The 20,672-nt window shown below is 65.6% G+C and carries 12 protein-coding genes and 1 tRNA gene; 4 read left to right on the top strand and 9 right to left on the bottom strand.

What is annotated here, in order from left to right; genetic code table 11:
• Positions 1-91: 91 nt before the first annotated feature.
• Positions 92-517: a hypothetical protein gene (locus ACW179_RS11400; protein WP_492059632.1), complete on the bottom strand. Its 426-nt coding sequence runs from the start codon at positions 515-517 to the stop codon at positions 92-94.
• Positions 518-631: 114 nt separating this feature from the next.
• On the opposite strand from ACW179_RS11400, the gene ACW179_RS11395 reads away from it, so the two are divergent.
• Positions 632-706: transfer RNA gene (locus ACW179_RS11395), tRNA-Thr, on the top strand.
• Between the two features lie 54 nt (positions 707-760).
• Here the strand turns inward: ACW179_RS11395 and ACW179_RS11390 are convergent.
• The 3 genes from ACW179_RS11390 to ACW179_RS11380 form a co-directional block, all read right to left on the bottom strand.
• Positions 761-1,162, bottom strand: a complete 402-nt coding sequence (locus tag ACW179_RS11390; RefSeq protein WP_492059631.1) for a ParB/Srx family N-terminal domain-containing protein — start codon at positions 1,160-1,162, stop codon at positions 761-763.
• A gap of 562 nt (positions 1,163-1,724) precedes the next feature.
• Entirely contained in the window at positions 1,725-4,847 is a 3,123-nt protein-coding gene (locus tag ACW179_RS11385; protein ID WP_492059630.1) for a glycoside hydrolase family 2 TIM barrel-domain containing protein, read from the bottom strand.
• A gap of 49 nt (positions 4,848-4,896) precedes the next feature.
• Positions 4,897-5,856, bottom strand: coding sequence for a pectinesterase family protein (locus tag ACW179_RS11380; RefSeq protein ID WP_492059629.1), 960 nt, complete (start codon positions 5,854-5,856; stop codon positions 4,897-4,899).
• 942 nt (positions 5,857-6,798) lie between these two features.
• Here ACW179_RS11380 and ACW179_RS11375 point away from each other — a divergent pair.
• Complete coding sequence (locus tag ACW179_RS11375; protein ID WP_492059628.1) at positions 6,799-8,121, top strand: nucleoside hydrolase-like domain-containing protein; 1,323 nt, start codon at positions 6,799-6,801, stop codon at positions 8,119-8,121.
• On the top strand, positions 8,121-9,410 hold the full coding sequence (locus ACW179_RS11370; protein WP_492059627.1) for a DUF1593 domain-containing protein: 1,290 nt from the start codon (positions 8,121-8,123) through the stop codon (positions 9,408-9,410). The genes ACW179_RS11375 and ACW179_RS11370 overlap by 1 nt, the downstream gene beginning before the upstream one ends.
• Here ACW179_RS11370 and ACW179_RS11365 read toward each other — a convergent pair.
• From ACW179_RS11365 to ACW179_RS11350, 4 genes are all read right to left on the bottom strand, one after another.
• The gene (locus ACW179_RS11365; RefSeq protein WP_492059626.1) at positions 9,407-10,156 is read right to left on the bottom strand and encodes a GntR family transcriptional regulator; all 750 of its coding nucleotides are present in this window, start codon (positions 10,154-10,156) and stop codon (positions 9,407-9,409) included. The two genes, ACW179_RS11370 and ACW179_RS11365, sit on opposite strands and share 4 nt — an antisense overlap.
• Positions 10,157-10,227: 71 nt before the next feature.
• Positions 10,228-11,463, bottom strand: coding sequence for a pectate lyase (gene pelA / locus ACW179_RS11360; protein WP_492059625.1), 1,236 nt, complete (start codon positions 11,461-11,463; stop codon positions 10,228-10,230).
• 71 nt (positions 11,464-11,534) lie between these two features.
• Positions 11,535-14,663: a glycosyl hydrolase gene (locus tag ACW179_RS11355; RefSeq protein WP_492059624.1), complete on the bottom strand. Its 3,129-nt coding sequence runs from the start codon at positions 14,661-14,663 to the stop codon at positions 11,535-11,537.
• A 260-nt stretch (positions 14,664-14,923) separates the two neighbouring features.
• Positions 14,924-15,622 (bottom strand): GntR family transcriptional regulator, encoded by a 699-nt coding sequence (locus ACW179_RS11350; RefSeq protein WP_492059623.1) that lies wholly within the window; start codon positions 15,620-15,622, stop codon positions 14,924-14,926.
• Positions 15,623-15,929: 307 nt separating this feature from the next.
• Here ACW179_RS11350 and ACW179_RS11345 point away from each other — a divergent pair, with 307 nt between their 5' ends.
• Positions 15,930-19,196 carry a TonB-dependent receptor gene (locus tag ACW179_RS11345; protein ID WP_492059622.1) on the top strand — a complete coding sequence of 1,089 codons (3,267 nt, stop codon included), beginning with the start codon at positions 15,930-15,932 and terminating at the stop codon, positions 19,194-19,196.
• Positions 19,197-19,468: 272 nt separating this feature from the next.
• Here the strand turns inward: ACW179_RS11345 and ACW179_RS11340 are convergent, their stop codons facing one another.
• A complete protein-coding gene (locus ACW179_RS11340) occupies positions 19,469-20,428 on the bottom strand; it encodes a hypothetical protein (protein WP_492059621.1) in 960 nt (319 codons plus the stop codon).
• Positions 20,429-20,672 lie beyond the last annotated feature (244 nt).

The following is a 20,672-nucleotide window of genomic DNA, read 5'->3' as shown; positions in this document are numbered from 1 at the left end:
CACAACGACCCCTCGTCGCGCGGGTCACATGTGAGGGGCGGGTTCTATCCGTTGCAAGAGGGCTTGCAAGGCCCCCCACAGGAAACCGGCGTCAAATGGGGGCCGAAAGGTCATAGGGGCGTCCGTCGGGCCAGCGCAGGTCGTATGTGGTGCTGGCCAGGTCGAGCGCGACCTGGGCCAGTTCCAGCGCCTTGCGCATCGCCTGCAGGCCGTCTGAACCCAACGCCGCCTTGCCGCGCGGCGTGTCGAACGCTCCGCCGTCGCCGATCAGCCGAACCGCGCAGGCCGTTTCGTCTGAACCCTCCACCGCGAATGGCGTAGAGATTTCCAGAACCAGGGCCACCCGCGCCCCGCCCAGGTGGGCCACGCCCTCCAGGGTCCGCACCACTGCATAGGGCCACGGCGCGGCCTGGGCCACGCTCAGCGCTCGATCACCCGAGTCGACGACCGGCCGCGCAGCGGCCTTTCGCTTGCGCAGATTGGTTCTGAGCGCCTCGGCCAACCTGGCTTCGCGCAAAGATTTTTCGTCCTGAAGAGCCATGTGCGAGGGGTGCGGCGACGAAGTCTGTGGGTCAAGTCGCTTTTGGGCTTTGCATCCACGATTTGGCTCGCTATACGCCCCCTCCTCTTCGCCGCGGTAGCTCAGTGGTAGAGCGCATCCTTGGTAAGGCTGAGGTCCAGGGTTCGAGTCCCTGTCGTGGCACCATGGAGACCCAAAGCAAATCTGTGCTTTGGGTCTCCACCACTCGCGAAGAGAACGTCATCGAAATCGCTCCAGTGACACATAGGAAGCAAACCTGCGCTTGACGTCGTGTGGGCCTGCTTTCACGCACCCATCGTCTCGCGATGCGCGTGGTTCGCGGGCGAAACTCTCCGCAAGGCTCACCTCCCCAGCATCATTAGCCTCATCGACCAGACAGCGCACCAGGGCGGTCTTGGGGATCAACTTGCGCTTGGCCAGCAGGCGAAGGGCAAGGCGGCGGCTCTCCCCGGCCGTGACCAGCGCATAGCCGGTCTCGCTGCCGTCGGGCCGTCGCTCGGGCTTGACCACCGGCAGTTGGATCAGCCCGTTGGCCAGGATGGAAGCGGCGCGAGCCTCAATGACAGCCGCGCCGTGTCCGCCCTTGCGGACGTTGCCCGTCGGCGAGACAGGGGGGTGCAAACGGAGTGACGGTTTCGCGGGGACCCGGCTGCAGCCGTCGCCGCGCTCGAGATCCTCGATGCCCTCACACCCGCGAAGCTGGGCGGAAACCGATACGAAGAGCGCCAGGGGGCAGCGCCCCCAAGCGTGCGGCCGCGCCAGCGGCCGCCCACAAGGAAGGGCTCCCCGTGAATCGTCCTTCAGGGACACGCGGAGGGTCGTGATGACGGCAAGGGAGGACGCGGAGGCCAAGGGTCGGGACGCGCGGGGCGGTTCCCTAACGTCAGGACGGCGTCACATCCGGCGTCGAGCTGTGCGCCGATCGTGCCTTGAAGCGCGCCGGCCCGGCCCGATCCAGGATAGGCTTGGCGCCAGGCCGCGCCGAGCACCTCGGCGAGCATGGCCGGGTCGACCGTCTTGAGATGCACGAACGTGACCCCGGAATTGCGCCGCCGGCCCGGTTCGCGCGCGAAGGAAACCGTTTCTCAGTCCTTTCCGCGCCAAACTTCCGTTCCGGCGGTCCAGGCTGCTCATGTCCAATCCGTTATCAGGAGCGGACCGCCACCGCGCTTGGCGGGCTGCCTCACGCTTCGTTCGTTAGCCAGGAGACGGCGTTGGCCAGCCAGCGCTGCTGAAGCGGAACGGCCATGTCTGGCATCCGGTGAACCAGAACCCGCTGGCCGTCCTTGCGCGCGACGAAACTGGCCGCGCCGTTCCTGCGGTCGTGGTCGCGGCTATATGCAGCTATGACTTCGACGCCGGCCCCATCGACGACTAGTCCATTGGAGGGCTGACCCTCGACCTGGTGCAGGACGCTCATCCCCATGTCGACGGGCAGTCCGGCGAACGTGGAATGGGCGCGGACATAGTTCCAGTTACCCATCCACGGCGCGCGTAGCCCCCCCACTTGGCCGGCATAGTCGAACAGTCCTAGGGCCGAAAGCTGTTTGGCCACGCCGTCGGCCAGACCGTCCTCCTGCACCATGGCGAGCAGCGGCGTGCCCGCCTTGACCGCCGCGAGCACCTCGGGCGGGAGGTCGCCCAGGACCACGACGGGCGTCTCGCCCTTCTTGGGTTGAGCCTCCAGGCCCGTCTGCTCGCCGACCTGGCGGCGCACGATCTCGTCGCTCTTCAGGCCCGAGGCGATGATCCCGTCGTAACGGACGCCCGGCTTGAAGTCTTCGAGGACCAAGCCCGGCACGGCCGACAGCTGGTCACGCAGGCTGCGGGCGATCCCCGAGACGCCGATCCGCGCGGTCTTGGCGGACTTCGGGGCTGGCGATGTCACCCAGATCTCGCGGTCGGAAACGATGTCACCCAGCGCGATGCGGATGACGTTCAGGCCCTCGCGTCGCAACGCGGGAGTGCGCACGCTCTCGGCCACGAGGTAGCTGAAGCGGTCGGGCGACTGCGCCGGCGCCGGCCATCGGCCCAGGGCCTCGGCGCTTCCGTCCGGCCCGACCAGGCTGAGCACCAGTTCGCCCGACACGGCCTCGCCGGTGTCGTTGAGCAGATAGAGGTCCAGCTCGGCGGCCTCGCCCGCCGCATAGGCCAGGGCCCGGGGCTTGGCGATCGCCAGCACCGGGCGCAGGCTCTGGCTCAGCAGGGCTGGATCGGCCTTGAAGCCGCGCAGGACATCGACAATGCCCGAGTGGTTCTCGATCGCCGTGCTCTCCCAGCCGGAGATGGCGGCGATATCGACGCTATCGCCGATCCGGATATTCTCCAGATACTCGCGCCAGGCCTCGTAGGCCTTGCGGCCGACTGACAGGAACAGGCTCTCGCTGGTCGGGAAGGCCTTGTTGAACCCCCAGCGCTCCAGATAGCTGTTGGTGGGCGCGACCACCGCCTTGTGGTCGTCCAGGTCGTAGCTCTTGCCGCCCTTGGCCAGGATCTCGACCACCATGGCCGGATGGTTGTCGGCGACGGCGCAGCCCTGCATCTCGCCGAACTCGACGATGAACGGCTTGCCGGTCTGGCGGTGGATATAGTCGTCCTTGCCCCGGTAGAACTTGTCGTACCACTGGTCGCCCGCGCCCTGGTGATTGACCCACCAGCCGCCCCACTCCTCGACGTCCGAGCGGTAGTAGTGGTCGTCATAGGGCAGGTACATGGCCTGGGCCGCGCCCCGCGCCACGAAGCCGTCATTGAGGATCACCGCACGGCTGGGATCCAGGTCGTGGATGGCCTTCAGCACCGTCTGGACATCGGGATTGGCCAGGTTCGCGCCGATCTCATTCTGCAGGGTGTACTGGACCAGGGACGGATGCGAGCGGAAGGCCCGGGCCATGGCCTTGCACTTCTCGACCATGAAGTCGCGGCTGAAGGCGTCGGCGGGCGACAGGCTTTCGCCGGGCTTGAGGTCCTTGCCGATGGCGTGACGGCCGCCGCCCGGCTCCATCACCCGCAGCAGGCCCATCTCGTCCATCGCCGCGAAGACCTCGGGCTTGCCGACGTTGCGGTGGAAGTGCAGCGCGTTGAGGCCCAGGGTCTTGGCCGAGGTCACTTCGCGCTTGGCCAGGTCCGGCGTCGGCCACAGGCCGTTGATGCCCCAATAGCCCCACGAGATCGCCGAATACAGCCGCACCCGCCGACCGTTGAGGCGCAGCAGGGCGTCGGTTCCCACGCCCTCGACGCCGAACCAGCGAAAGCCGAAGCGGACCTCCCGCATGTCGACGGCGCCTTTGCGTTCGGTCCAGCGGAACCGCAGGCGGTAGAGTTCGGGGCTCTCCAGGTCCCAGAGCTTGGCCGTCGGAGCTAAAAGGGTGAACCGGACGCGCAACCGCGTGGCGTCGAGGGCCTCCAGCGCTTCGAGGCGGATGTCGGCCGGGACCAGGCGTCCGGTGCGGTCGTCCACCAGTTCCAGCCCGGCCTTGGCGCGCAGAGCCGCAAGCTTGGTCGCGGCGACGGGCTTGCCCAGCGCCACCTCCATGAACCCCGTCACCTGCCGGGCGTCCGGCGTGTTCAGCACCCAGGCGTCGTCGATCCGCGCCGCCAGCGGATGGAAGCTCAGCGTCAGCCCGCGATCCAGCCCGCCGAAGCCATGCGAGGCGAACAGCTTGGCCTTGCCCCACATCATGGTGGTGCTGTCGCGCCAGTCGAAGCGACCGCCGGGATTGGTGATGCGGATCGCCAGGCGGTTGGGCTGGCCGGGCCGCATGGCACCGGTCAGGTCGCAACTGATCGGCAGCTCCGACATGATCGAATAGCCGACCAACTTCTGGTTCAGGAACACCTCTGCCCGCAGGCGCGCGCCGCGGATGTTCAGCATCACCCGCTTGCCCTTGGCGGCGGCGGGAATGTCGATCGTCTTGGTCCACCACGACACGCCCTTGTAGGCACCGTAACGGGGCACGTCGTCGTCCTCGGCGTAGCGGTACTCGTCGGCGCCGTAGGGCCGCGTGCCGAACCTACCCCACAGATGCTGCTCGACGGTGGTCGGCAGGTCCACGCGCAGGGCGTCGCTCGCCCCTAGGCTGGCCCAGCCGCCGGTCGGCGGATTGACCGGCAGGGCCTTCAGGTCGAACCGGCCCGGCAGGTGGATGTCGTCGTCCTTCCAGGGCGCGGCCTGGTCGATCCACAGGCTCCAGCCTTCGTCGGCAATGGCCAGCGAGTCGGTCTCGGCGGCGCTCGCCAAGCCGGGAGCCAGGCTCGCGGCCACGCCCAGCCCGCCGGCGGCTAGAAAGCTTCGTCGGTCTACGCGCATCATCCGGCTCACTGGGCTTGGACTTCGGTCAGGTCTTGAAACAGGGCGGTCACGGACGCCAGCCGTCGGGGCCGGCCAGGAACGTGTCGCGGCTCCAGGCCTTGGCCTCCTTTGCCGTCAACTGGCGGCTGCGGGGCTCGCGGGTCGTGGGGCTGGCGCCCTGCCCCGTCGAGGCGAACTCGGCATAGGTCGCCGTGCCGAGCGTGTCGGTCTTGCCCGGCGTCCACTCGCGCCAGCCTTCGGGATGCAGCGCCGCGTCGATGCGGGTGCGCATGAAGATAACGGTGGCGTAGGTCCGCCAGGCGCGGCCGAACCAAAGCTCGCCCACCTTCGGATCAGCGGTGATCCGGCAGCCGTCGAAGACATAGGCACTGTCCTGCTCCGGCTTGGACTTGCTCTGGGCCGTGATCATCACGGTCTCGTGGGCGATCCCGTGGATGTGGCAACGGTCGAAAAATGCCTTGGCGTCGCCGAAGATGAAGTCGACGTGGCCTTCGATGTAGCAGTCCCTGAAGTACTGCCGGCTAGGGGCGGTCTTCTTGCTGGCCGCATAGAGCGTGTCCTGGGCGCCCAGCAGGTGCACCTTTTCCAGCACGGCGCGGTCGGCGGTGATCGACAGGGCCACGGCTTGCGAAGGGCGAGGGTCCTTCAGGTGATAGTCGTTCTGGATGGTCAGGTTGCGGGCCCGGAAGCCGTCGCCCGAGACATTGACCGAGGCCGACTTGAACGTCCCTCCGGCGGTGATCGCCCCGTCGCTCCAGACCAGCACCACATCCTGCGGCCGCTTGCCCTTGCCGATCAGGCGGACGTTCGGCTTGGCGATGGTCAGCTTCTCGCGATATTCGCCCGGCGCCAGCTCCAGGGTCCCGCCGTCGGTCGGCAGGGCGTTGACGGCGGCCTGGACGCTGGCATAGGCCCCGCCCTTTCCGACCTTCAGGGTCGTGGCCTGGCTATCAAGGGCGAGGATCAGGGCCGCCAGCCCACAGACGACAGCTAGCAATCGAGGCACGCTCAGCCCCCCCCCCGCAGCATGCCGTTGGGCGGCCCAGCCGGCCCCTTGCACGGTCGAGATTGATTCCCGAATCGCCACAGTGCGATTGCCAAGGCGCGGTGGCCACCGACCGCCTCGGCCGCTATCGACTCAGGATTGATCAACGGGGCCCCTCCTGGGCGAGGGCGGCGTTGGCTCTGAGACCCGTGGTCTGCGCAGCTGTGGGCGCAAGACACGACGCACCACGGATAGTTGGGCAGATAGGTCGATGCAATGATATGGTCATGACCCCCGTAGGCCTTCGACATTCGATTGACGCCATCTGGGCCGTCCATTGTCACCGATGTCAGCAGATAGACATGGGCGAAAGTCAGAGGAAAGAGAAAAGTTTCGGCATTATTCGGAAGTCTGCAGGACAACTTCTGAAGGTCTCGCTTGGCTGATCGGTCGATTCCGTCGCGAACTTGGGGGTGCAAGCGGAGCGGCCGGCCCCGCCGGGACCGGCGGGGGCTCTACGTTCAAGACGCCTTGCTGCCCTCCTTGGAGCGCGGGCAAGGACGCAGCGTCGTGATGGCCTGGACCATCGCTTGTCGCCCGGTCGCCACATCAACATCGAGCAACCCCGCCCAGGTCGAGAGGCAAAAACCCCAGATAACTTTCGTTTTATTTGCTTTACTATCGATATTTTCCGATTTCGCGTTGACCCTCTCCCTGACCGCCGATACCTGTTGAACGCACGCGGTGCTCGACGCTTGCGGACAACGAAACAAGAGCGTTCGACGGGGAAGACAGATGCACCCAACTGACCCGACCTCTTTCGCCGGCAAGCTTCGCGCAGGCCTTGTGCTCGCAATGGCCACGACGATGGCGGCTTCACCGCCTCTGGCCGGTTCCGCTCAGGCCCAACCGCCCGCCCCGACGCAAGCCTTGACGCCCCAGACTCATCAAAAGCCTCGGTTGGTGGTCCTGACCGACATCGGCGGCGATCCCGACGATCAGCAGTCGATGGTCCGCCTGATGACCTATGCCAACCAGGTCGACATCGAGGGTCTGATCGCCACGACCGTCCAGGATGCGGTCAATCCACACCTGATCACCGGCATCGTCGACGCCTACGGCAAGGTCCGCCCTAACCTGGAGCAACACGAGCGCGGCTTTCCCGATCCGGACGCGCTAAAGGCAGTCGTCTCGCAGGCCCTCGTACCCCACGGCAAGACCGCCATTGGGGCTGGCAAGGACTCGCCAGGGTCGGAACTGCTGATCAAGGCCGTAGACCGTGATGATCCCCGCCCGGCCTGGGTGACCGTCTGGGGCGGTCCTACCGTCCTGGCTCAGGCCCTCTGGAAAGTGCGCCAGACCCGATCCAAGGCCGAGTTGGCCAAGTTCGTCGCCAAGCTGCGCATCTATGCGATCTCGGACCAGGACGACAGCGGCCCCTGGATCCGCCGCGAGTTCCCGGACCTGTTCTACATCGTCAGCCCGGGCGTCTCGTTCCACATGTCGACCTGGATCGGCATCGGCGGCGACAACTTCCACGGTCGGTTTGGCGGCGCGGACGAATACTTGGTCAGCAACGAGTGGCTGAACCACAACATCCGCAGCAAAGGTCCCTTGGGCGCAGCCTATCCGAACTGGAAGTTCCAGATGGAAGGCGACACGCCCTCGTTCATGAACCTGATCGACAACGGCCTCTCCAACCCCGAACGGCCCGAGTGGGGCGGCTGGGGCGGCCGCTACGAACTCTATACACCGCGCAAGGAGCGCTGGTTTCTTGAGCCCGAGACCCGGCCGATCTGGACCAACGTGATGGATGAGGTCTTCGGCCGTGACGGTGAATGGCACACCACCAACCACGCCACGATCTGGCGCTGGCGCCAGGCCTACCAGAACGACTTTGCCGCTCGCCTCGACTGGACCGTCAAGCCCTACAAGGACGCCAACCATCCGCCGATCCCCAGGCTGGAGACGCCGGAATACATCGTCGCAAAGCGTGGCCAGCGGGTCGATCTCAGCGCCATCGGTTCCAGCGACCCTGATGGTGACGCCCTTTCGTACGAGTGGTTCTGCTACGAGGAGGCCGGCACGCGCGGCATGACAAGCTCGGCTTCTGGCGTAAAGCTGGACATCCACAATGCCGACCAACCCAAGGCCTGGCTGACGGTGAAGACCAACCGCCTCGTGCCGCCGGGCACGGGGACCATGCACATCATTCTGGCGGTTACCGACCACGGGACGCCGCGGCTGACACGCTACAAGCGCGTGATCATTGACGTGCAGCCCTGATGCGCGCCGGGCTTGATCGTCGCCACCTTGTTTTGGGTGGCTTGGGCTGGCTCGCGGCGTCGACCGCCAGGGCTCACGCCGCCGCGCCGCCGCCGCGGGTGATCGTCTCGACCGACATCGGCGGCAGCGACCCCGACGACTTCCAGTCAATGGTCCACCTTCTGCTCTATGCCGACCGTCTTGAGCTGGAAGGCTTGGTCTCCTCCCCCTGGGGGGCGGGTCGGGCCAGCGATATACGCAAGGTGATCGATCTTTACGCCCAGGACTTCGGCAACCTTCGGACATGGTCAGCGCGGTATCCTACGCCGGACGCGCTCCAGGCCTTGGTCAAGCAGGGCGAAACCGAGACCGCGCCCTATCAGGGCCATAGCCGCTCCACCGAGGGCTCAGCGTGGATCATCGCTTGCGCCCGACGCCCCGATCCCCGGCCGCTGCACGTGCTGGTTTGGGGCGGCATCGAGGACCTGGCCCAGGCGCTGCACGACGCGCCCGAGATCGCGCCGAAACTGCGGGTCTTCTTCATCGGCGGCCCCAATAAGAAGTGGTCGGTGGACGCCTACCAATATGTGGCCGAGCACCATCCGAAGCTCTGGATCATCGAATCCAACGACACCTATCGCGGCTGGTTCACCGGCGGTGACCAGTCCGGCGAATGGGACAACACCGACTTCGTAAAGCGTCACCTCGCGGGCCACGGCGCTATGGGCGACTTCTTCGCCACCCAGTTGGCCGGCACGATCAAGATGGGCGACACGCCCTCGGTGGGTTGGGTGCTGGGCGGACGCAGTGAGGACCCTGCGGCGCCCGGCTGGGGCGGCCGCTATGTCCGGGCCTGGTCGCGCGCGCCGACGACTTACGGCCGACTGACCACGGCAGCGGACACGATGGAGCAGTTCGGCGTCCTGCAGCTTCGTCTACCCGCCGGCGCTGCAGGCCCGGCACGTCCCGACGCCAGGCTGCGCATTGAAAACCAGTTGCTGAGCGGCTTCATCGCGCCCGACGGCAGCCTTCGCTTTCGATTCAGCCCGAAGGACGCCAAGACCTATGACTACGCGGTCGAGAACGGAGGCGCGGGGTTCGCTGGGCAAGGTGGGCGCATCACCTCTGTTCGCCCCGCCGGCGACGCTGATCGGCACCCCGACGCCCGCTGGCCCAACTGGTGGACGGACACGCCCTCCGAAGAGGTCAGCGAGGGCGCGTTCCTCGGCGCCAAGACCGTCAGTCAGTGGCGACACGATTTCCTGAAGGATTTCGCAGACCGCATGGAGCGGTGTCGGCGCCGCGCTTAGGGGGCGATCAGGTCGAAATAGCCCGCCAGGGCGGCCTCGGCCGCGTCGGGATCCTTGGCTTTCAGGGCGCGCACGGTGTCGCCGTGGGCCGTCAGCACGGCCCGGGCGCGCGTGGCGATGGCCGCTGCATCGATCTGGTGGTCGCGCCACCACCCCAACACCGCCTCGGCCATCGCGTCGAAAATCACGTTGCGTGCGACCGCAATCAAGCGGGCGTGAAAGCGCAGCTCGGCGGCGGCAAAGACCTCCGCGCTCTTGAGGCTCTGAGCCATCTCGTCCAGCAAGGCCTCCAGGCCAGCCAGATCGGTTTCATCGGCGAGCCGCGCGGCGTCGCGCACCAGGCCTTGCTCGAAGCTCCTACGCGCGCGTCGGAGGCTATCGACCATGGCCGGCGAAGCCGACAGCATCATCTGGGCGACCATGTCCAGCTGGCTGAACGCGGCCTTGGCCGACAAGGGTCGCACGCGGGCCCGCTCGCCGTGCTTGATGGTGATCAGGCCGGCATTGGCCAGGGCTTGCATGGCCTCGCGGATAGCCGGACGCCCGACCCCATAGGCCGCCATGAGTTCGCGTTCGGACGGCAGGGTCTGGCCAGGGCCGTACTCACCTGAGACAATCATCGCCTTCAGGCGATCAAGGACCTGGTCCGAGAGCTTGCGACGGACGATCGGCCCCTCGCCGCTTCCGTCCTTGGAATTTCCGAGCGACATGGGCGGAACCTGAAGCATGGCGGCGGACAAGTCCATACGGCGCTGCCCCCGCTCCCGAAAACCTGGACGGCCCGCGGGCGCCGCGCCCGCGAGCCGCACGACTTTCATCAGTTTTTCGCCTTCCAGGCCGCGTAGGCCGCTGCGACCCCGACGCCTGATGTGTTGAACCAGGAATAGCCGTTTCGGCGCTCGAGGCTGATCTCGTTGACGTCGTCATGGAGGGTCAGGTCGCGATCACCGAAAATCGGCTTACCAGTCTTGTCGTCATAGTATCGCGACCACAGGGGCTCAGCCCCCGGCTTGTCGATCAGACGCCGGCCAACGACCGGATCAACAGCCGTCCAGGCCTTGCCGGTGATCGCCGCGCCGGCCATCCAGCGCGCCCCGCCCTCGATGGCGCGCCTCACCGCCGGATGGGGCTTTGGCAGGCGCATAAGGTAGAGCAGGATTCCCGCCGTCTCGGCGCTGGCCAGAGAGGCCGGCTCATAGTTGCGCGCGCCGACGGGGGCCAGGGTCAGCGGATCGTGCTGCTGGGACCATCCGGCGGGCTCGCCGTTGACGACGATCTGGGCCGTCAGCAGGCAGGCCAGCCCCCTCCCCCAGGCGGCCTTGGCCAAGGCGCGGCGTTCAGGGGCGACAAAGGCGAAGTCGCCCTTTCCGTCGCCGACCTCGCCAAGCAGGGCGATGGCGCCGAGCATGGCGTCGTCATTGAAGGTGATGGCGTCATGATAGCCGCCTTCCAGCGGCCAGACCTGCGGCCACCCGCCACTAGGGTACTGGCTGGCCAGCAGATAGGTCAGCCCCTTGTCAAAGGCCTGGCGATACCGTGCCGCGTCGGCCTGCGGCGCGCGGCCGATCACGCGAGCCAAGAAGCGCAGCTCGGTGATGGTGGCGTCATTGTCCAATGTGCCCAGGAAGCTGTCGGAGGTGCTGTAGTCCTGACCCAAGGCGCGCACGGCCCCGTCGCGCGGTTGGTTCTTGCCCCAGCCGCCGGCGGCGGTCTGGAAGCTGACGATCACGTCAGCGATGTGGCGCGCCTCCGCGCCGCCATACCAGGACGCCTCGCGCTTGAGCGGCATGGTCGCGCCGCCGTTCCCGCCGATCGGACGGGGCGGAGCCGGAGCACCGGCGCGCTCGGCAGCGATCGCGTCGACATCGGCCTGATGCGCCTTTCGCGAGCGCTCGAGATAGTCGCGCCAGGCCTCGCGGGTCGCGCTCGACGCGGTCTCGACCCTCTCGGCCGTCAAGGGCGAAGCGGGGATGGTCTTGCCCACCACCTCGGCGTGGACGGATCCTGCACCCATCAAGACCAGAGCCAGGGTGACGACACCTGTGAATTTCATGATCGCTTGTCTTTCGTGCTGGCGCGTCACGAAGGCGCGCGAGTGAATGTGGGGCCGGCTGTGGTCTCGGTTCATCGCAAAGGCTCTGCGATGACCTGCTGGACCTTCACCGGTCCAAGGAGGCCGGACGGCGACAGCGGCGAGGTCGGCTGAAAAGGTTGGATCGGCGCGAAGGTGCGCGGCTTGGCACCGGGCTGCAGGTCGCCGATCATCCGGTTGGCCCAATAGTTGACCACGCGGATTTCGAGGCGGTTTTCACCGACTTTCAGCGCGTCGGTAATGTCGGACACAAAAGGCGGCTTCCAAAGGCCCGGCAGTGTCTTGCCGTTGAGGGTGATGGTGGCCATTTCTCGTACCTGGCCAAGATCAAGACGCACCCGCGCGCCGGGTCTCAGCCAGGCCTTCGGCGCCTGGAAGGTCTTTCGGTAGATCGCCGCGCCCGAATAGTAGCGCACCTCGGGATCGGACGCCTGAGTCCAGGACGATAGGCCCTCCAAGGTCACGGGCTGATCGGGACCCCAGCCTGGCGTGAAGCTGACCTGCCAGGGACCGTCCACCTGGGCCAGATCGGCGATCCTTGGGATGACCGGGGCCTGATGGCCGGCCCTTGCGGTCTTCCGGAACACCACGAACACGGCCTCGCCCGGGCCCAGGTCGAGCATGACGCGGGTGCGCCCGCCTTCGATGTCATAGGGCGCGGGCTCGATCGCGCCGGTCTCCGCCCGCCAGAATTGCGGGGCCTTGCCGGCGATGCGGAAGCTAGGCGTGACCTTGACCGGCTCGCGTGCGGTGTTGGCCACGAAGAAAAGTTCGCCATCGTCCAGCACGCGCCGGGTCCAGACCAGCGGTGATGCCAGGCCGCTGACCGCCGGGGCGACGCCGGCCGCCCGCAGGCTCGCCTCAAGCGGGCCAGAGCGAACGGATCCGGCCCAAAGCTGGTCAGCCAAGACCTGCCAGGCCAGGTCCGCGGCCGGGCCGTCCGACAAGGTTGGCGAGCCTTGCGGGCGCTCGCCTATGATGACCGCGCCCGCGCGGCTGAGCGCCTCGATCTTGCGCAAAGCCTTCAGGCTCATCTGATTGACGCGGCGCGGGACCACCAGGGCCGCATAGCTGGCACCGGACGGCAGGGTCAGGCGGCCCTGGCTGACCACGAGTCGTTCGATGAGGGTCTCGCCATCCAGGTAGTCAAAATCCAATCCGGCCGGCAGATCGGGCTTGCCGCCTTCGAGCCAGGGCAAGGCCGACGCCGCCCCTTCTCCATAGAAATAGGCGATGTCGGCGCCGGGGCGTCCTTGCCGTAGCATCCAGGCGCTGCGGGCTAGGTAGTCGGTCCAGCCCTTGGCGTCCTCGGCCCAGGTCTCGTTGCGGCTAAAGTGCTGACCGTATTGGCGCAGCGTCATGCCCGGCTTGCGGTCAACGAAGGGCTGGTGGGCGGCGGTGTGGAGCACGAAGTGGTTGACGCCCTCGGCCAGGTAGCGGTCGACGATCGGCTTGTGTTGCCAAGGGCCGGCCCGCCAGGGATCTTCGCCCATGGTGGTCAGGGCCTCGGCCGCCACAAGCGGTTTGCCGTAGATATGGGCCGCTGAGGCGGCTTCACGGATATCGGCCAGGTGCGCGGCCGGCGCGGGCGCGCCATCCGGATAGACCCAGAATTCGCCCATGGGCACATCGGCACGCCCCTTGGCCTGCAGGCCATCGGCGATCGTAGGCAAGTCCACGCCGGGTGCCTCGGCCGCATAGCTCAGGCCGTCGGCATGCAGGATTCTGGCGATCTCGCCAAAATGCCGCTCGGTCAGAAGATCGGCGATGGTGCGACGATAGTCCCACAGGAACCGCTCGCTGCGGGCCGCATCGCCCACGACCCGGCCAGTGAGCACCGGCATCCACGGTGCCAGATCATAGCCGCGCCGCTGCTTGAAGGCCTGGGCCATGTCGTCGGTCCAGTTGGCTTGACCCACTTCCCAGCTGTCGGTGATCGCAAAGGACAGGCCACCTGGACCGTAGAGCGCGCCCAGCTCGGCCTTCAAAGGATCCAGCAGGCCGCGCATATGGGCGCGAACGTGGGCGGCATTGAGCTTGTCGACTTCCAGGCCCAGGCTTTCCGCCGAGGCGGGCGTATCGCGACGCCCTGTCAGGGACCACCCGAACCGCAGGACTCGCCACCGCCCCGGCGGCGGGGACCAGACCAGGCGGCCATCGGCGTCGAGCCGGTCGGTCAGATCGAGCACGGTCTCGGGTGCCGGGCCGGCCGGCGCCGCCGAGACGGGGCCGGTCTGGTTGTCGGCCAGAACACCCCAGCCAGCCTTCTCCTCGAACCGGTCGATGGTCGGCGTGTCGCGCAAGGCCAGTTCGGTGACGACCAACGCCTTGCCCGCCCGCGTCGCGCGCAGACGATAGAAGCTGGCCGTGGTTGGAGGAAAGGCGAAGGTGCGCACGGACAAGCCTTGGCGCGCCTCGCCCGGCAACTGCGCCAGGGGACGGTAAAGACGGCCATCGTCACTGGCCTCGATCACCCCTGTCGGCGGCTCGCCGTCGAACGCGACAGTCACACCATAGACAGTGCGGGGCTCGAGAAAGCCGAATTCGATCCACCCCTCCCCCGAGAAGGTCGCGGCCGGCTCTGCCAAGCGCCCGTCCGCAAGCCTGGCGGCGTCGATCAGACCTTCGCTGGTCTTAACGACCGCCTCAGCCGGCGCGCCTAATGCAGCCTCGCGCCAGGCGACGACTACGGCGTCGCGATAGAGGGTCGGTTCGGAAAACCGGGCCGTGATCGGCAGATCCTGGAACGGACCACTGTTTCGAGGCGGTGCCGGGAGCATCACGGCATTCCCGCCGGAGACAATCTCTTCGCTCCAGACCAGCTTCTTCATGGCCTGCTCAGGGGTGACCCACGGGCCTCCTGTCTCGCTCCAGCCGCCACCTGCTTGCAGACCGAACGACAGGCCCAGGCGCTTGGCTTCCTCTGCGGCAAAGCGCACCGTCGAGCGCCATTCGGGAGTTGCGTAGGCGATGCGCCGATCAACATATTGCGGGATCGGCGGAGAGCCAAAGCCAATGTCGAACAGGATCGGCCCGCCAAGACCGGCCCGCTGCATCCAGGCCAAATCCAGCGCTACGCCTTCACGTGTAACGTTGCCGTTGATCCATTGCCAGAAGACCTGCGGCCGCGCCGCGCTAGGCGGTTCGACAAAGCCTTTCAATATCTGATCTTGGGCCTGGGCCGGCGCGGTCACCAAGAGGAGCGCGGCGAAACCCGGCAAACTTGCGCGCTTCAAGAACACTCTTTTCTGAGACGCCGAGCGAGAATCTCCGCCGCGGCTTGGCCAACGGCGGCGATGGGGATGACCATCGCCGCCTAGTCTGTAGCCTGACTGGCAAAAGACAAGCATGCTCAAGACCGTGGATCCAACGGGAGGGATGGACCGCCAATCAGATATACTCATCATACCAGTTAGGCAAGCTAGGCGACGGTCGCCGGCTGGGCTGGGGCTGCGATGTTCAACGCCTCACCCAGGTGCTCTTCTGCCGCTCGCATGTCCCCCGCCTGTATCAGGTCAAGCAGCCGCCGCTCGGCCTCCAGGTCGAGCCGTGGTGCCGCATCTGGCTCCAGCACCTTGTCTAGGATCAAACCGTAAAGGCGGCTGCTGCTCGCCTTGGCCAGGGTCGACCAGACGTCTCGTGCGGCGCGCGCGTCTTTGACAGGATCGCTAGCCAGGGCAGCCCGGCCCTTATGGACGGCCTCTAATTCGGCCGCGACTATCGGGTCGGCTTGCAGGACCGCGTCTCGCACAAGGTTCCTCAGAAAGACAAACCGCGCCCATTCAAGCTCGATCGCCACCCGCGGTACGTCCTGAAAGATGGGTGTGCAGCTTGACCAGACCTTGCCCATGAACATTTCCATGCTCAGGTCTACGACCCGCGACCGAGCTCCGGGCTCGACCTTAACCATGCCAAGCTCGGCCAGAGCCTCCATCGCGCACCGGACGCTGTCGCGTCCGACCCCGTAACGCGCCATCAGGTCGCGAGGCTGCGGAAGCGATTGGCCTGGAGAATAGACTCCGGCCGAGATGGCCGCTTTCAAGCCCTCGAAAACAGCGACCGATTGGATCGTCGCCAGGGGCTTTGCACCCACGGGTCGTTGAGCGAGGCCCTTGGCCATGTTTCTCCCCGTGACTGCCATGCCACCACTCAAGCGTGGCCCCTGTACGAACAGTGGCCCGCAAAGCACGTCATGGCCCACACCAAACTGATTATACCAGTGATAAACTACCGCAAGCTCGTCTTTCGGAAATGCTGCATTGTTGACAGAAAACTGGTATGATGACATTCCCACATAACCCGGTTCGATCAATTGAGCTTGGGGTTGCCTGGCTGAGGGCCAGCATCGGTGAAAGCCGATACCGCGAGCGCTGGATCGCTCGCGAACAGAACAAGACGCGCATCAGGCGCCAGGGGAGAGAGACTGCATGATCGCTTCATCCGAGACCGCGCGTCTGCGCGCGCTAAACCTTTGCCGTGGCTCGGCGTGGATCGCGCTGACGATCGGCACCTCTATGGCCGCTGCGCCGGCCATGGCCCAGACAAGCTCTGCTGCACCGGCTCCAGAAGCCGTCGAAGAGATCGTGGTGACGGGCATCCGAGCTGCGCTGCGCAGCGCCATTGAAGCCAAGCGCGTCTCAACCGAAATGATCGACCAGATCAACGCAGAGGACGTCGCCGACTTCCCAGACTCCAACCTAGCCGAGGCCATCCAGCGCCTGCCGGGCGTGTCCATCGACCGCGACAACGGCGAAGGCCGCCAGATCGCCATCCGCGGCCTGGGCGGGGACTTCACCACCACCCGGGTCAACGGCATGGACGCTCTGTCGACGGCCGGCGGCTTCAGCGGCAACGGCGATCAGGTCAGCCGCACCCGCAGCTTCGATTTCAACACCTTCGCCTCGGAACTGTTCTCAAGCCTGAAGGTGACCAAGTCCTCGTCGGCCTCGATCGACGAAGGCTCGCTGGGCGCAACGGTCGACCTGGCGACGGGCCGCCCGCTCGACTACGGCAAGCGACGCCTGGCCATGTCCCTGGAGGGCGCGCACTACAGCCAGGGCGGCAAGACCGCACCGCGTATCGCGGTCCTGGCCTCCGACACCTTCCGCGACGGGACATTGGGCCTGTCAGCTTCGGTAGCCTACAGCGAGCGCGATTCCACCCTGGACATGTATGACCGCAATATCGGTCCGCAGGACGTGCTCTATCGCGGCATGCAGCTTTCGGGCGTCTCGCCCAACGCCTACGGCTTCGCCCTGCCCTCCAACTATGTCGGTGCCAATAGCGCCTCGAGCTGCACGGGCTTTCCGGGTCGCGTGGGCTGCGGTTCTGATCCGGCCGCCTATGCAGGGGTTTACGATCCCGACGGCGATGGCGTGACCGATCCGACGGCGATCATCCCGGGCCTTCCGACCCTGAGCCACCAGAACCTCGACTATACCCGACTGGGCGCGACCTTCTCCGCGCAGTGGAAGCCGACGGATCGGACCACCGTGACGGGCGACTATCTCTATTCGGAGTACAAGCAGAACGCCATTCTCTACCAGCTGACGGCACTGGGCCTGAACCGCAACAACTACAACAACATCGCCGCGACATCGCCGGCGAACCTGACCCTGGCCCAGCGCCAGTCCCTCTACGCGCGCTGTACGCCGTCGGCGACCCAGGACTGCGGCGGGGCGAGCCTGATCCCGGGGACCAATAACAGCCGCAACCCCTTCAACCTCGACCCGATCGACTACTACAATTGGACCGGTTCACCCGGCTATGTGGCCAATACCAACGGCATCGCCGGCTGGGAGGCCCTGGTGGGTCGCCCCAACATCCAGCTGCGCAACGCCCACGTGCGGCGCGCCGACGGCCAGAACTATCTCGACTACATGGTGGCCGACAATGTCGACTGGCGCAGCATCGCCGACGGCAGCCGCAACGAGACCTATTTCCGCCAGGCCTCGATCAATGTCGATCATGAGTTCTCCGACCGCCTGCGCATGCACGCGCTCTGGGGTCAGTCGCTGTCCTCGTTCAAGGGCAAGGGCTACCAGCTGGACATCAATGCGATGGACCAGGACGGCTTCATCTTCGATGAACGCGGTGATGGCCCCATGCCGCAGTTCACGGTGGGCTTCGATGCGGCCAATCCTGCCAACTGGGACACGGTCAAGGGCTACTCGACCGTGCGGATCTTCAATCGCTCGCTCGAGAACAGCTTCAAGACGCTGAAGGCCGATCTCGAGTTCGATCTGACCGATGGTCTGACCCTGAAGTGGGGCGCGGCGCGGCGCGAGTTCGTCAACACCTTCGTGCAGTTCCAGCGCAGCGGCGCCACCGACGGCCTCAATCCGACCATCAAGGAAACCCCCGGCGTGACGATCCAGTCGCTTGGTCAGGTGGTCAATTTCGGCAAGGGCCTGGACCTTCCGGCCGGGACGACCACCAGTTGGTTCGCTCCGACCCACGAGGCCTTCATCAAGACCTGGGGCATCGACTGCAACTGCATCAACAAGTCGGGGGACTGGCGCACGATCAACGCCGGCGGCAACCGCACGGACGTGTCCGAGACCGACACCGGCTACTATGCAGAGGTTGACTTCAAGGGCGAGGTGTCGGGCCACCGCTTCTTCGGCAACGTCGGCGCACGCTACGCCACCACCGAGGTCGAGGCGGCCGGCAACCTGGGCGGGGCCTATCGCTCGGCGACCAACAAGTACGACGACATTTTGCCCGCGTTGAACTTCGCCTATGAGATCACGCCCGACCTGATGCTGCGACTGGCGGCCTCCAAGGTGATGGCTCGCCCGACCTTGGCCAACCTGACGCCGGGCGGCTCGGTGGCGACGAGCTGCACCGCCGCCCCCAGTGGGCTGTGCACGACCGAGCCGGCGATCACGGTCGGCAACCCTTATCTCGACCCGTTCCGTTCGGATAATCTGGACCTGTCGCTGGAATGGTACTTCGCCAAGGATGGCCTGCTGTCCCTGGCGGTGTTCAAGAAGTCCATCGAGTCGTTCCCGCAAACCGTTCGCTCGTCAGGCGCGCTCAACACGGCGCTGCAAGGCGAGGCGCTGCAAGGCTTGATCGCCTCGATCACCGATCCGGCGCTGGCGGCACACGTGGCCGCGGGCGGGACCTGGGCCATCACCCAGCAGCGCAACTCGCCCGGGGGCTATATCGAAGGGTTTGAAGCCTCGTTCCAGACGGCGCTATCGTTCCTGCCCGCGCCGTTCGACAAGTTCGGGATCCAGGCCAATTACACCCATCTCAAGTCCGAGCTGAGCTATATCCTCGACGTGACGTCGGGCAAGACAGGCGCAGGACCCTATCTCAACGCCTCCCCCGACGCCTTCAACGCCACGCTCTACTACGAGACCGATCGTTGGCAGGCGCGGGTCTCGGGAGTCTATCGCGCCGAGTACAAGGACCGTTTCCCGCTGCTGTCGAACTCGTGCTCGATCACCCTGGGCCCTGTGGCCTGTCCGCAGCCCCAGTTGCCATGGTTCCGCGCCGTGACCGACAGCCTGCGGCTCGACGCCTCGTTCCGCTACAACGTCAACGACCGCTTCAGCGTCACCCTCGAAGGCCAGAACCTGACCAACGAGACGACCGATCGCTGGGCCTATGAGGACGTCAAGGTCGCTCAGCAACACCAGAGTGTGGGCCGTATCCTGTCGATGGGCGTGCGGTTCACCTATTAGAGGCCTTGGGCCAGATGACTTCATCTGGCCCAAACCTCCTGGCCGAAGACCTTGTGGCTGCCCCCTGCCGGCAGAGCGGACGACATCAGGGTCCGAATGGTCGCCAGCCTGACGCAGGTTCATGACGCGACCATCACAGGTGGTCGGCGCACCACAGCGCTGCCGCCGGATCGACCGGGGCGACCGGGGCGACCGGGGCGACCGGGCGCCGCCCAGCTGTTACAGGATCGCCATCAGCGCCAAGCCCCCAAGACAGCAAAAAGCCTTCATGGTTATCCCCGGGCCTTACGGTCGCGCGGCGACGTCGATGGACTAGCGCTTGACCTGAAAGGCTCGGCAAGCAGCGTCTCAATCATCAACGTCATAGCGGCATGAGGTGTGTCGGCCGGCGCAAACCCGATGACGGCGATATGCTCGTTGCCGCTCATCCCGCGGATCGCATAGCGCTCCTCGCTTCCCGCACGGCCAAAGCTGTAGAGATCCATGTTGTGCTGGCCGTCTGGCCGGATCTGGCGATGGTTCTCGTTCGGCGCAGCATCGTCGGGCGTCTTGGCCAGGAACAGAACATAGTCCGATTTGGGATCGCCGAGGTAAAACCACTCAGGCGTGAAATCCTTGAATGCCCCACTGGGTATATGTCGCTGACCGTCCGCGGTGACGAAAAAGTCCTCGGCATCTGCACGACCGCCAGCAACACCTTCGAACAGAAAGGTATAGTCGCCTTCTGACTTCAGGACCTTGATCGCAACGTGATGCGGGAAGAACCAGTACTGGAAGGTGAACTTGCCGTTCGTCGACTCCAGAACGACCACATCGCCTTCGGTCTTTCCATCCACCACGACGGTCGTCGAATTGCTATTGCGACCAGCGTGACCGAAGTTACCGACGCTGTTGGGGAAGCCCCTGAAATCACCATTCGGACCCGGTTCAAGATAGGATGCGATCCAGTCGGCGCCGGCAGGATCAAAAAAGCTCTTGAAGCCGGAAACCCCTTTGTCCTTCTCGAAAAACACCGTCCCCATAGCCATTTCGATCTTGTATGCGCCCACCCCTGCATATTGAACTTCGCTGAGGCGGACGGCAGGGGTCGGTTTTGCTGGAGCCGCCACAGACGTGTTCGTCGCTTGAGCCGAACCCGGTGCGGCCGGGCTCGACGCACAGGCAGGCAAGCCCGCAAGACCCAGCATTGCGATGACCGCACTAATGGGCAGGGGGAGTTTGAAGATCGACACAGGCTTTCTCCGTTCCCGTCTGAATTGCTATGCGCCCGCGCCAGTCCTGGCCGCAAGTCACGCGTGAATCTTCGGAAGATTACAGACTTTGGATCACGACCACATTGTAGAAAGAGAGAATATAGAAATTAGCTACTTATAACGACGTCGTTACAAACAATCATTAATTATAGATTGAGCCACATAGACTAAGTTAAGCCGCAACCTTAATCCCATGCCCTGCAAGGATTAGTCAACGCGCCCC

Source organism: Caulobacter sp. AVps18, assembly GCF_058681425.1.
Note: the sequence above shows the minus strand (reverse complement) of the source record. Positions and strands in the feature narration are given on the sequence as shown.